Source organism: Parasutterella secunda (assembly GCF_016901835.1).
Lineage (GTDB): Bacteria > Pseudomonadota > Gammaproteobacteria > Burkholderiales > Burkholderiaceae_F > Aphodousia > Aphodousia faecavium.
The window spans coordinates 45,333-58,393 of sequence record NZ_JACJKX010000005.1 but is presented as its reverse complement, the minus strand read 5'-3'; the positions used below and the strand labels follow the sequence as shown (position 1 = coordinate 58,393).

14 protein-coding genes and 1 tRNA gene are annotated in these 13,061 nt (G+C 47.3%); 3 read left to right on the top strand and 12 right to left on the bottom strand.

Going from position 1 to position 13,061, the window contains the following annotated elements; all coding sequences use genetic code 11:
* Position 1 precedes the first annotated feature (1 nt).
* Positions 2–78, top strand: a tRNA-Pro gene (locus H5985_RS03920).
* A 38-nt stretch (positions 79–116) separates the two neighbouring features.
* Here the strand turns inward: H5985_RS03920 and H5985_RS03915 are convergent.
* The 3 genes from H5985_RS03915 to H5985_RS03905 form a co-directional block, all read right to left on the bottom strand.
* Positions 117–1,997 carry a heavy metal translocating P-type ATPase gene (locus H5985_RS03915; protein WP_205050011.1) on the bottom strand — a complete coding sequence of 627 codons (1,881 nt, stop codon included), beginning with the start codon at positions 1,995–1,997 and terminating at the stop codon, positions 117–119.
* Positions 1,998–2,086: 89 nt separating this feature from the next.
* Positions 2,087–2,350 (bottom strand): metal-sensing transcriptional repressor, encoded by a 264-nt coding sequence (locus H5985_RS03910; protein WP_239481595.1) that lies wholly within the window; start codon positions 2,348–2,350, stop codon positions 2,087–2,089.
* Between the two features lie 37 nt (positions 2,351–2,387).
* Positions 2,388–4,130, bottom strand: coding sequence for an ATP-dependent nuclease (locus tag H5985_RS03905; RefSeq protein ID WP_205050009.1), 1,743 nt, complete (start codon positions 4,128–4,130; stop codon positions 2,388–2,390).
* Positions 4,131–4,238: 108 nt separating this feature from the next.
* On the opposite strand from H5985_RS03905, the gene H5985_RS03900 reads away from it, so the two are divergent.
* Positions 4,239–5,363, top strand: coding sequence for an LOG family protein (locus tag H5985_RS03900; RefSeq protein ID WP_205050008.1), 1,125 nt, complete (start codon positions 4,239–4,241; stop codon positions 5,361–5,363).
* Positions 5,364–5,366: 3 nt separating this feature from the next.
* Here the strand turns inward: H5985_RS03900 and H5985_RS03895 are convergent, their stop codons facing one another.
* Positions 5,367–5,723, bottom strand: a complete 357-nt coding sequence (locus tag H5985_RS03895) for a MerR family transcriptional regulator (protein WP_205050007.1) — start codon at positions 5,721–5,723, stop codon at positions 5,367–5,369.
* Positions 5,724–5,798: 75 nt separating this feature from the next.
* Here H5985_RS03895 and H5985_RS03890 point away from each other — a divergent pair, with 75 nt between their 5' ends.
* Positions 5,799–6,584 carry an MBL fold metallo-hydrolase gene (locus H5985_RS03890; RefSeq protein WP_205050006.1) on the top strand — a complete coding sequence of 262 codons (786 nt, stop codon included), beginning with the start codon at positions 5,799–5,801 and terminating at the stop codon, positions 6,582–6,584.
* Between the two features lie 6 nt (positions 6,585–6,590).
* On the opposite strand, the gene H5985_RS03885 is transcribed toward H5985_RS03890, so the two are convergent.
* The 8 genes from H5985_RS03885 to H5985_RS03850 form a co-directional block, all read right to left on the bottom strand.
* Positions 6,591–6,824, bottom strand: a complete 234-nt coding sequence (locus tag H5985_RS03885) for a rubredoxin (RefSeq protein WP_205050005.1) — start codon at positions 6,822–6,824, stop codon at positions 6,591–6,593.
* A gap of 9 nt (positions 6,825–6,833) precedes the next feature.
* The gene (locus tag H5985_RS03880; RefSeq protein WP_205050004.1) at positions 6,834–7,616 is read right to left on the bottom strand and encodes a hydrogenase expression/formation C-terminal domain-containing protein; all 783 of its coding nucleotides are present in this window, start codon (positions 7,614–7,616) and stop codon (positions 6,834–6,836) included.
* A 19-nt stretch (positions 7,617–7,635) separates the two neighbouring features.
* Positions 7,636–8,115: a thioredoxin domain-containing protein gene (locus H5985_RS03875; protein WP_205050003.1), complete on the bottom strand. Its 480-nt coding sequence runs from the start codon at positions 8,113–8,115 to the stop codon at positions 7,636–7,638.
* A 10-nt stretch (positions 8,116–8,125) separates the two neighbouring features.
* Positions 8,126–8,467 (bottom strand): HypC/HybG/HupF family hydrogenase formation chaperone, encoded by a 342-nt coding sequence (locus tag H5985_RS03870; protein ID WP_205050002.1) that lies wholly within the window; start codon positions 8,465–8,467, stop codon positions 8,126–8,128.
* A 29-nt stretch (positions 8,468–8,496) separates the two neighbouring features.
* The gene (locus tag H5985_RS03865) at positions 8,497–9,102 is read right to left on the bottom strand and encodes a HyaD/HybD family hydrogenase maturation endopeptidase (RefSeq protein WP_239481594.1); all 606 of its coding nucleotides are present in this window, start codon (positions 9,100–9,102) and stop codon (positions 8,497–8,499) included.
* A gap of 109 nt (positions 9,103–9,211) precedes the next feature.
* On the bottom strand, positions 9,212–9,922 hold the full coding sequence (cybH, locus tag H5985_RS03860) for a Ni/Fe-hydrogenase, b-type cytochrome subunit (RefSeq protein ID WP_205050001.1): 711 nt from the start codon (positions 9,920–9,922) through the stop codon (positions 9,212–9,214).
* 11 nt (positions 9,923–9,933) lie between these two features.
* Positions 9,934–11,700 carry a nickel-dependent hydrogenase large subunit gene (locus tag H5985_RS03855; RefSeq protein ID WP_205050000.1) on the bottom strand — a complete coding sequence of 589 codons (1,767 nt, stop codon included), beginning with the start codon at positions 11,698–11,700 and terminating at the stop codon, positions 9,934–9,936.
* Positions 11,700–12,797 carry a hydrogenase small subunit gene (locus H5985_RS03850; RefSeq protein WP_205049999.1) on the bottom strand — a complete coding sequence of 366 codons (1,098 nt, stop codon included), beginning with the start codon at positions 12,795–12,797 and terminating at the stop codon, positions 11,700–11,702. The genes H5985_RS03855 and H5985_RS03850 overlap by 1 nt, the downstream gene beginning before the upstream one ends.
* Positions 12,798–13,061: the final 264 nt, after the last annotated feature.

The window sequence follows — 13,061 nt, the reverse complement described above, 5'->3', positions numbered from 1 at the left end:
TCGGGGTGTAGCTCAGCCTGGTAGAGTACTACGTTCGGGACGTAGGAGTCGGAGGTTCGAATCCTCTCACCCCGACCATCTAAATTCTTAAAGCGACTGCCCGAGTCGCTTTTTTGTTATTCACTCGCCTCAAATCGTAGCAACGATGCCGAATGAATAATCACCAATACGGACCCCGCATTGTGTACGAGCGCTCCTACTACCGGTCCCATCCAGCCTCCCATAGCCAAGACAATGGCTACAAAATTAATCGTCATCGCCAATGTCAGGTTAATCCTGATGACCTTCATCATTTTCCGTGACAATCTGATTAGCATTGGGATGCCTTCGATGCGGTCACTCACAGCCACAATATCGGCCGCTTCTACGGCAATTCCGCTACCGATTCCTCCCATTGCAATTCCAACATGGGCACACTTGAGAGCCGGTGCGTCATTAATTCCGTCGCCGACTATCAATAGTTTATGATTTTGGCGGTCTTCATTTTTTACGTAGGCCAACTTTGTTTCAGGCAAACATCCGGCAATTACTTTCTCAATACCGACAGTCTGCGCAACGTGTTGGGCTGCCGATTCTTTATCTCCGGTGAGAAGAATCGGTTCTGTGCCTAAAGAAATCAATTTTGAGACAACCTCTCCGGCAAACGGCCTGATTTTGTCTTCCAGAGCCAGAAAGCCAACTATTTGAGAATCTAACAGTACATACGAAATACTTTGACCGTGACGCGAAGCCTCTTCGGCTTGCTTGATCATCTCTTTCTCTTGTGGATCAAACGATCGATTTTCGTTGACCAGTTTCAGACTTCCGACTTCTACGAGCCGATTCTGTATGATCGCTTTAACTCCCAAACCCGGTAACATCTCAAAACCGATCGGTTCAAAAAGCTTGCCTGCATCTGCCTGACTGTTATAACTTTTGATAATTGCCTTTCCTAACGGATGTTCGCTGAGCTTTTCCACAGAAGCCGCCAACGTGTAAACCTCTTTTGCTGTGAAACCTTTTTTCGCTACCACCTGTACCACAACCGGTTTGCCTTCTGTGAGGGTTCCTGTCTTATCAAACGCAGTTTTTCTCACCTCTGCCAATCGCTCAAGTGCATCACCGGCTCTGACTAAAAAGCCCTTACGCGTGGCGTTTCCGATTGCCGCCATCACGGCTGTCGGCGTCGCCAGCACCAATGCACATGGACAAAAGACCACCAAAATTGTCACTGCTCGAACAACTTCATCGGTTATATACCAAGTTATCGCTGCTGAAGTTAACGCAGCTACGACAACCCAAGTTGCCCACTGATCGGCCAGGCGAACAATTTTCGTTTTATTGGCATCTGCACTTTCGACCAAGGCAATGAGACGATTGACCGAACTCTCCTTACCTACTTTGGTCGCACGCATTTCAAAAGCCCCGAAGCGGTTAAGCGTTCCGCTCATGACCTCATCTCCGACTCCTTTATCTACGGGCATCGGTTCTCCCGTCATCACCGATTCATCGATTGCCGTTGTCCCTTTGATAACCACTCCATCGGTCGGCACTTTTTCCCCAGGCAAAACCTCAAGAACATCATCGACCAAAACCTCATCGGCTGGTATTGTCATTGTTTTTGACTGTCGTCTAACTCGAGTCGTTTCAGGAGAAAGTTTGACTAACTCCGCGATACCGGCACGGGCTTTTTCAACGGTTAATTCTTCAAGAAATGAACCGATGGTCATAATCCAGGCAATTTCACCTGCTGCAAAAGTCTCACCAATAATGACAGAGGCGATTAATGCCATTGAAACCAATACGTCGGCTTTTATATCAAAGCGGCTCACCAGCCCTTCTATGGCCTCTTTGATAATGGGAATTCCACACAAAACAATACTTACCCAAGCCGGATCAACAGGGCAGGATCCTTCGGGCAAAAAGAAACTGACACCCAGGGCCAGTCCGGAAATAATCAGAAAAACAATTGTTCGTCTTTCTTCGCCATTGACCCATTCGGGCACACGCCAATTCATAACACTCTCCATTTTTAATACCTATACCCCTATAGGTATTAATAAAGTCTAAACCTGAGCTTAAGTACCTGTCAATTAATCACTAACGATTAAGAAAGGCGAGAGAAATGTTCAATAGCTTTGGCAAAGTCTCGAATTGTCTTATCGACATCACCGTGCTCTATGCCTTCTTTGACACAGTGATTAAGGTGACCCTCCAGAATGATTTGACCGACTTTGTGAAGAGCCCCCTTGGCAGCGTTAACTTGCATAAGAATATTTTCACAAGGGACGTCCTCATCGATCATCCGATCAATAGCATTGACCTGACCCATGATTTTTTTCAATCTTTTATGAAGATTGTCAGCATCCATACATTGGCGCACAGAAAGCACTCCGAGAAAAATTTTCTTAAGTATAACTAACCGTTTCAGTTTCAGAATCTTTCTTTGTTTTGCCGAGCCAAAGAGAAATTTGTTCAAATGCTTTCCTGACCGCTATCGGCAACATATTGTCAACAGACTGGTTATAGGGGTTTTGAGCAATAATTTCTCCCAAGAATCCAGAATATTCTGCTTTCTTTTTCTCAAGTTTGCGTTTTAGATCCCTCGGGGCCAACGCCATCATGCGCTCGTACTGAAGGTGCTTGGATTTGGGCGAAGTGTTTGTTGAACCGTTACAGGCCCAAAGTGCATCGTAAATTTCGCGCTTAAGTCCTGTCTTGTAAACCAACTCGCCTTCGATTGCCAAACCGGGAGAGAGGAAAAACACTCCGCTTTGATTGTCCTGTGCTCGGCTGTGAACCCTTCTTTCCGTGTCACTTAATTGTTTCAGGACCACATGTCGGGCATCTCCGTCATTATCACTGATCACACAAAACGGCTTTTTAAGACTGAGCGCCAACATTAGAAACGGTGCATAACTTTTACCGTCCACCCCGATGATGCTGATCCCATAGGTGCTGGGATCTTCTCCAAAATAAGCCTGAAACATCCCTCGTATGAGTTGCTCTTCGGTAACCCCTTCCACAAAAATCAGCCCCGTAGCAAAGAGTACTTCGGCTCTGAAACGCAAAATAAGCCGTTTAATGACCCGAGTTTCCATAGGATCAATATTTTGAGGTAACCACTGTACCCGAATGTCTTCACCAACCCGCAACATGCTGCGAAACTCATGAGGCTCAGATACTGAGGCTACGTACGGTGAATGGGTGGAAACTACACATTGGTGAGATAGCGATTTGAGCCGAGTCATCAGTGCGCGTTGAGCGTTAGGGTGCAAATGAATTTCCGGTTCCTCTGCAGCAATCAGCATAAAAAGCGGCTTCTGAGATAACTGTGCATGCTTTGCCAACAAATCCACTAAAACAACAATAGACAGAATGGCGACGCTTTTTTGACTGCCCTTACCCTGAAGGACCGAAAACGGAATGATTTTCTCGGAGTCACTTTTTACTAAAGAGAAGAACGCTTCAATATTATCAGCCGTCAATGCGACTCCCTGAGGCAAGCCGGTTCCAGGTCCTTCTAGTGTTTGACTCAAAGAGTCCAACATCGCCTTTAAGTCCTCAATCGGCTTAACTCCATAATCAGGGTGTTTTTTCAGTACAGTACTTAACTCATTGACCGTCAGACTGACAAACGATTTTTCATTTTTAAGATCTTCTCTGAGGTTTTCCTCAGCATCAATACTCACAAACTGAATAGCATGGGGTAGCACATCGATAGCCTCTCCGAGCCGGGCGGCATCCCAATGCAGTATCTCATAGCGTGCTTTTGTGATTACCCCATTGTCATGGCGAGTAAACACTGTCCTGAAAGCCATGTATTCGCGTCGATAATGGTCCCTGCGAATTAAACCCGCAAACTCTTTTTGCCACTGATCAGGAAACATCGACAAACGATTCGATTGCGGGTTAATCGGCACAAAACGCACATCGACCCATAATTCTTTGGCAAAGGTGCCGACAGCATCCATGTGAAAATCTTCTTTCTGAACGGAAGTTTCATCACTCAAAGCCAATTCAAGCGCTTTTAAAACCGTGCTTTTGCCACAATTATTCGCACCAAGCAAAACCGTTGTGCGACCCAAGGGCATCTGCAAAGTGCGGATGCTTCTGAAGCCGTTAATGCGTATGCGATCGATAACAATCATGATGGATCAATCCTGTCTTTTTTCCATTGTAGCGTTTTTGAGTTCTGGCAATCTAGAGCTTTCCGATGGACTCCCCTAAAATAAAAATGAGGTGAAAAGGAGCCCTTTATGCGCGAATACACAGAAATTGAAACCATCACTCAGTTGTTGGGACTTGTCACAGAACCCGGTCACATTGACCATCATGTTTTTCAAAATATTGACTTCACAGATCTGGCTGATTTAGCTGCTCAGTCAACCTACTCAGACTGTCTTTTCCTCGGATGCGTCTTGCCTGAGAGTTTTTCCAAAACGCTTGATAAATCCAATCTGATCTTTCCTAAATTGGATGCGCCTTTTGACATTTACAGAAGCTATCTGTATTCCTCCAATTCACTTTATTCGGGCTTCGATATCCGAGATGAGAGCAGCATTGAAAATACCTATGACCGTCGCGTCTACCGGCACTATCTGCAAACCGGGGTGTTTTCCAAAAACATTAAAGAAACGCTCTCGCGGTACCTTCACGACCACTCAATGAGCAATGCAATCAAAGATTTTCTGTCCAATTACCATGAGCGGCAGATTGTGGGAATCATGGGCGGTCACGACTTACTGCGTACAGATCCCTTTTACCGCCAAATTGTGCTCTTAAGTAAACGTCTGACCGAGATGGGATTCATCATGGTGAGCGGAGGCGGGGCCGGGGCAATGGAGGCTACACACTTGGGAGCGTGGTTAGCCAAACGCTCTTTGAAAGAAGTTGATGAAGCACTGGAAATTCTGTCTGAAGCGCCAAGCTGGCAGGATGCGGGATGGTTAAAGACGGCTTTCATTGTGAAACTGAAGATGCGTCAGACGCACTTCATCAGCCTGGGCGTTCCCACGTGGCTCTATGGACATGAGCCGGCAACACCTTTTGCCACACATATTGCTAAGTTTTTTGATAACAGTATCCGAGAAGACACCATCCTCAATATCACCCGAGGCGGTTTAATTTACACACCGGGTAGTGCCGGCACCGTTCAGGAGATTTTCCAGGCAGCTGTTCCGAACCACTATAAAACTTACGGATACTCAAGTTTAATGGTGTTCCTTGGAGTTGATTTCTGGCGCAAGGAAATGCCGGTTTACCCACTCATTGAACATTTGGTCGAAACCGGAAAGTACAACGGTTTACGAATATCCATCACCGACAATATTGAAGAAGTGGTGCAAACCGTTAAAACTTTCAGACCACAAAAAGGTCAATAATGCCTAGCGGTTGAGTGTTTTTTCCAACGAAAGCGCAATCGCTTTTAAGTGTTTTTCTACCCGATCAAGTTCCTCGCGTCTTTTGGCTACTTGTTGCAAATAGCCTTTGACCTGGGCGAGCAACCATTCGTTGCCGAGAGAGGGATTATCTCGGTATTCTAAAAACCGCTCGATACACTCCAATTTCATGCCGTTGGTGCGACAATCCATAATAAAGCGCAAACGCTCTACATCCTTTCCCGAATAACTTCTTTGCCCGCCGAGGTTCCGAGCGATATCGGGCAACACCCCTTTTTGCTCATAAAAACGAATAGTTCCGATCGGACAACCGGTCAATTTTGATAATTCACCTATTCTCATATCAACAAACTTGAAGCTATAGTAGCTTTAGATTTTAAACTCTCTTTACACAAAAGCACAAAGAGAGGATATACCATGCAATTTCAACAAATTCGAAGTGCGACCAGCATCGTTACGTTCGGTGGGGTTCGTTTTTTGATTGATCCGATGTTGGCACCTGCCAATACTTATCCTGTTTTCCCAGACACTCCGGTTTGTGCCCAAGGCAATCCAACGATTGAGTTGCCGTGTCCGGTTGAAGAGCTTTTTAACGTTGATGCAGTCATCGTCACCCATTGGCATCTTGACCATTTCGATGATGTTGCCATGCAAATTTTGCCCAAGACACTTCCCATTTTCGCTCAAAACACCCAAGAAGCGGAAATGATGAATGCGCTGGGTTTTAACAAAATCATCGTATTAAGTGAAGAGGGAGTGGCATTTAAGAACATCACTTTAACGAAAACGCCGTGCGATCATGGTCGCACCGATCTTGTCACTGAGCACTTTTATAAATTAAGCGGTTATACCGATCAAGCAAGTGGTGTTTTATTTAAAACCGCAGCAGAAGAGAGGATTTTTTACCTGGCTGGTGACACCGTTTACTACGAAGGAGTTCGCGAGACTATCGAAAAATACAAACCCGATGTTGTTGCCGTTAATGCAGCAGGAGCTCAAGCTCCCAAAGGTCATCCTTTGATTATGAACGAATATGACATTTGGGCCTTGATGCAGGATTTCCCACAAATTCAAGTCATTGCTACTCACGTGGAAGGTGTCTCTCACGCAACGGTCACCCGGCAATCATTAAGAGAGTTTGCTGAGGCTAAAGGTCTTCAAAAACTCTTTATTCCTGCCGACGGCGAAGTATTGAGTTTCTAAAATTCTTCAGCCTTGATTGTCAGGGAGCGGCAAAAAGCCGCTCTTTTCATTTCCGCAGCCGGGACAAGTAAAGTAGTCCGGTAAGTCATTAAAAGCCGTTCCCGGCGGTATATCAAATTCTTCACAACCCTCTTGAGGATCGTAGACATACCAACAGACCTTACATTGCATTTTGGTTTGTGGACCGATGCGCTCCCGATTCAACCGATCCAATACTTTATCTATTGTTTCTTGTGGCATGAACTCGCCTCAGAGTCTACCGCTAGCCAAATCTTCTTTGAGCCAACTTAAAATTTCGTCGCAACGCTTAGCACCTGATTGCATCTGCTCAATCGACTCTCCGACTTCCGGGGGCATCTTCGTCACAACGTAGGCATCAAAAAGTGCTTTACCCGCATTATTGAAGATTCGATTACGCCATATGCCTTTTTTGGCTGTGCTTTGGATATGAGCTCTGGCAAAACCGGAAATACTGATATCGATAACGCCTTTACCCAACACTTTTTCGATAAATTCCCCATCAGCCGGACTTAACGGTTGTCTGGAAATCTCAACCGTATAGGGTGGTTCAAATGATAGTGATTGCAGATCTTCAGTCCGTTGAGCACTTGATAGCTCTTGAAGAATCGCAGAAGCGGCAAAGACACCCTCGGGCGTCTGAGTCGGCACCGTCAAGAATTCATCAGACAAATTCTTTAAAAGCACATCAGGAACACAAACCACTTCAAAACGGTCGACTCCGTTTTCCTGAATTCGCCACAGGCCTTCAATCATTGTCTCTTCCAGACGGATACTATCCCCCACTGTCGCCCGAACTTCACCGCTACCGACCGTAGCCAAAATAAATTGAAGGTGGTTGGGATCAAATCGGTCAAACGGTACCGTCAATAAAGGCTTGTTTTCTTCAGAACCTTTCGAAAAAAGCGCCGCTTGCACTTCTAGCAAAAATTTCACTGTCGCCTCTGCAGCAGCATGCTCCGTTTGCGCATCCAAGTCGACATTAATCCAACGATTCGATGACATCTGAGTCATTTTTCACCTCAAAATTCAATCACGCATCACATCGGGCAGATTGCGCCGGCATGATAGCAATCGTGCGCGCAGCAGGTTTATCCCGAAGGACAATTTCGGACAAAAGCGAGCAATACTCACTCCAGGTCTTGAGCCCTTGAACTGCACCGAGAAAATCACTGTCGCGGAAAATAGCCACCGCAGGCATCGAGCGCAATCCCCAACGCGAGGCCATGCTTCGGGCTTCTTTAAATTGAGCCCATGCTGTAGCGGCCAGCGTCCCGCTGAAAGCTTTTTTCAGCTCCGGCGCAATCACCGCCATATCCATGGTTGTTTTTCTTTCATTGGGATCATCAGCAAAAACCAGCATCTTCAATCCCTCAATTTTGAGAAATTCCTCCAACTGAGATGAATCAATGAGACTGAAGCCTGCCTGACCGAACAGACGCTTAAAGGCCGGATGCTCGGCTATATCCAAACGATTGATTTCTGCTGTAACGGCGTTGAACGCTTTGGGCATTGTCAACTCCTTATTCAATCACTTTCTTACCGACTAAAGCAGCTAAATGAGGCGGCAATCGGGATGAGTCGCTTTGCAAATCCGCAAAACTATTCTCTATCTGCGCTTCATCGGCTTGTCCTTGCATAACCTTTTGCACACAATTGAGCGCGGCTTGAATTTTCATTGCTTCCTCTGCCTGAACGACACGCAAGGCGTTGCCTCTGAAAACCAGGACGTAATCACCCACCGCAACGGATTCAATCAAGGAGGTATCCACCCGTTCGACTTGATCGCCGTCTTGCACATCGGCACTGGTTCCACTGGCTGTGTTATGCAAGGAAATCACTTTTTTAGGAATCGCTATACACATTTCTTCACCGACTATCGAGCAGTTAAGACTTACTTCAAAAATCGCACATCTGCAAAGCGACAAGCCTCGTTCTCGGACGGTCGCCCTTCTTCATAAGGTGTACGCTCAAGTGTGGCTTCTCCGAGCGGTACAACCTCTTCGTAGGCATCTCGTTTTCGTGGAGCAAACCCCCACGCAATCATTTGCTCTTGGGCGGCTTGAAGAGCAGGCTCAATTTGCTCGTTGACAATGCCGGTCAAACTGCCTCCGTAATCTTCAAGCTCCAGAGGTTGAACACCCACCACGGTGATGGCTTGCGGCTCATAACCGGATAAAGAGGCTGTAACCAGAACATCATTCATGCCGGCCTGATGGGCCGAAATCTTAGTTGATGCCCAAAGCCTGATCTCTTCATTTCTCAAGACTTTCAGCGTGCCCGGTTGATCTTTAAAGTCACAACAGTCAAAAATCAAAAGACGCTTAGCCTCCATCACCTCATTGATAAGATAAGCGCCCAACGTCCCTCCGTCAATGACTCTGACCACCGGATCATCGGCAAAGCGACGATGGTAGGCTTCTACCGCCCTAACGCCGAATCCTTCATCGGCCCAGAGAATATTGCCGATTCCAATAACAAGCACTTCATATTTAGGCATCTCAGATCCGTCTACAAGCATCTGCAAAAAGGTTGCTCTAGAGCAAGAAAGAGGCTTGAGAAGCAACTCACTGACAACTTCTCAAGCCCAAGTCTCATCAACAGCTGTCTCAGTGATGAGTTTCTTTAAACATTCTCAAGCCGGTTGACATAGACGACAGAGTCGTCGCCCCTCCCATCACATCCTCTCTAAAGGACATGTAAATATGGGCAATCGAAAAGAGAATGAACACGTACATACAGGCATGGTGGACTGTACGGACGGTCTGAGCGTCGCCTGCGAGACTAAAGACCCAGCCGAACCAAGCCATCCAGCTGACATCCCAACCCCAAGCCTGTGCATAAAGAGCAAAGCCCGTGATAATCACCACAAAACTGCCCAACACAAACATGGCAAACATAGCTAATTGTGCCAAGGGGTTGTGCCCGGCGTACTCCGGTGCCGTCTTCTTGATAAAGAGGTAGTACAGCACTTGGGCTATAACCCCTTTCCACCACTTCACGGACCAAAGCGGCGGAATAAAGATCATGCGGGCGTAGCGATTACCGACAATTGCCCAAAAGATCCGGTAGATAAAGAGTACGGTAAAAATCATGCCGGCAATAAAATGGGCCAAACGGATATAACCGAAATCATATGTCGACCAAGTATCTCCCAGATTGGCAACCATGGGGGCTCCGATCAAAAAACCGGTCACAATCATTACCGCCATGCACAGGGCCATCGCCCAGTGCCAAATTCTCACCGGGGCTTCCCACACATAAATGGGGTGAGTTCCGCCCGTCGGATCAACTTCAAAAGTGACAGGATCAATTCTCATAAACGATCCTCCTAGCGAACCCGCACATTGCAAAGCTCGTGTCCCTGCGGATCCAGAACGTGCGTAGCACAAGCCAAGCACGGGTCAAAACTGTGAATCGTGCGGATGATTTCCAAAGGCCGTTGCGGATCGGCAACCGGCGTCCCGATTAAGGACGTTTCAAAGGCTCCTTGAAGTCCTTCGGGGCTACGGGGCGAGGCATTCCAGGTTGTCGGAACAATCGCCTGCCAGTTTTCGATACGTGTATCCTTAATGACACACCAGTGACCCAGTGCTCCGCGAGGGGCCTCGCAGAAACCGACACCACGACACTCTTTAGGCCACGTCTTCGGTTCCCACAATTCCATATTGGCTGCCGTTTCATCGCCCGACTTGATATTGGCAATCAAGTCATCGACATACTGCACCATTTTGTGGGCTGTCCAGTCGCACTCCAACGCACGCGCTGCATGGCGACCCAATGTAGAGTAAACAGCCTCAAGCGGCAAATTGAGTTCTTTAAGAAGCTCAAGGGCAGGTTCTTTAAAGGGCTTAACATCCTTGGCAATGGAAACAATAAGCCGGGCAAGGGGGCCCACTTCCATCATGTGGCCTTTCCAACGCGGGCTCTTAATCCACGAATATTTACCTTTTTCACCCAGCCATTCAAACTTGGTCTTCGTGCCTACCGATCCTTCAGGTAATTCAAAGGCCTGATCCGTCACACCTTCCCAGGGGTGCAGACCTTGTTTACCTTCCGGGTATTTGTACCAGGAATGATCCACAAATTCCTGAATTTGCGTCGGATCGCGCAAATCCACTTCGTGCACATGCGTAAGATCCCCATCAATGATGGCACCCGAAGGCATCTGAAGCGACTTTTCGGACCAATCGTTGGCGATTTCAGGGAAATCACCGTAGCAGAGCACATTCTTTTTGACGATGCCACCGCCGTATTTGAACCATTCCGGATAGAAGGAGGCAATGGCTTTGATATCCGGCAGATAAACATTGCGAACAAATTCCACGGACTGCTTAGCAATATCACGCATGTAGTTCATTGTGACTTCATTGATCATATTGCCTGCGGCACCGGAGTCGTGCATGTTAATCGGGCAAGCGACACCACCCACCAAGTAGTTCGGATGAGGATTTTTCCCACCCAAAATCGTGTGGATTTTGATGATTTCACGTTGGAAGTCTAACGCTTCCAAATAGTGAGTGACCGCCAAAAGGTTCACGGCAGGGGGCAATTTCATAGCCGGATGTCCCCAGTAACCGTTGGCAAAAATGCCCAACTGACCGGAGGCCACAAACTTCTTCATACGATTCTGTACATCGCGGAAGTAGCCCGGTGAACTCAGCGGGTGATGAGGGCTGATTTTCTTTTGCAGCTCTGAGACCTCACGGGGATCGGCCGACAAAGAGCTGACCACGTCCACCCAGTCCAGAGCAGACAACTGATAAAAGTGAACAATGTGATCATGCGTATAAAGCGTTGCATTCATCAAATTGCGAATGATGTTTGCATTTTTCGGAATTTTGATCCCGATTGCGTCTTCCACGCTTCTGACCGCTGCCAAAGCATGAATACCGGTGCACACCCCGCAGATACGTTCAACAAATGCCCAAGCATCACGCGGGTCTCGTCCCTTGAGAATCACTTCCAACCCACGCCACATCGTCCCTGTACTCTGGGAATCCGTAATGACATTGCCGCCATTACCCAAGACGGCCTGTACACGCAGATGACCTTCAATACGCGTAACAGGATCAACAACAATACGACGGTCTGCCATTATTCTTCCCTCCCGAGATCTTTATTGGTCTTTTTGGCTCGCGCTTGAGCGACAGCTGACAATGCTGCATGAGCGATAGCTGCGGCGCCGACCACCCCAACTGTGGCCAGGCCCACCTTATCGACAGTCGATTCAATTCCACCGAAACCGGGCGGCAGAATCGTCGTTTCGTGTTCGTAAAACGATCCTTTATCAAAGAAATTCGGTTCAGAGCAACCGATGCATCCATGACCGGACTGCACCGGCCAAGACAAACCTTCGTTCCACCGAATTGTGGAGCAAGCATTGTATGTCGTCGGACCTTTGCAGCCGACCTTGTAGAGGCAATACCCGAGTTTGGCACCCTCATCGTCGAATTTTTCGACAAATTGACCGGCATCGAAGTGCGCTCTGCGGTAGCACTTATCGTGAATGCGCTGCCCGTAGAACATCTTGGGACGACCCAAACGATCCAAAGGCGGAATCCGATCGTAAGTAAGAATATAAGTCACGACGGCCGTCATCACTTCAGGAATCGGCGGACAACCGGGCACCAACACAATGGGCTTATCCGTAATAATTTCTGTAATAGGGACTGAATGCGTGGGATTGGGTTTGGCAGCCTGCACGCATCCCCAGGCCGCACAAGAGCCCCAACCGATCACGGCTTTTGCACCGGCTGCTACGTGTTTAATCTTTTGCAGGAAAGTTTCTCCCGCAGGAATGCAATTGATGCCGTCTTCATTCAAAGGCACATTGCCTTCTACGGCCAAGATGTAATTGCCCTTGTACTTAGTGATTGTCTCTTCGAGCGCTGCCTCTGCCTGATGGCCTGCTGCTGCCATAATCGTATCATCGTAGTCAAGAGAGATCATCGACAAAACCAAGTCTTTGGCTACAGGATGATAGGAACGGATAAACGATTCCGTGCAACACGTGCATTCCAAACCGTGAAGCCAAACCACTGGCATTCTCGGCTTCGTTTCAATGGCCTGGGCAATTTCCTGAGCGCCGGCGCTGCCCAAACCCAAACTGGCAGCCGTCAGTGAGCAAAATTGCAAAAAGCTGCGGCGGCTGACTCCTTGGCGTCGCAACGCTTCATATTGAGTTTCATACATAAAGGGGTTCTCCTTAGCCTTTCGCCTGCCATGATTCAAACAAAAAGGCCTGCTAAGTAAGACGTTCTCTCGTCCTTGATTAGATTGTATGACACGAAAAGTCCAACACTTACAGGCAAACGCAGTGTTTTATTACACCAAAGGGGTATGTTTTGCTCAATTTGTTATATTTTCTTTTATTTTTATACGATTTTTCAAAATCTTCTTGAAATATGTCCGAATCGGTACGGTTTTGATCACTATTTAAAGTTAATTCAGAGTAGT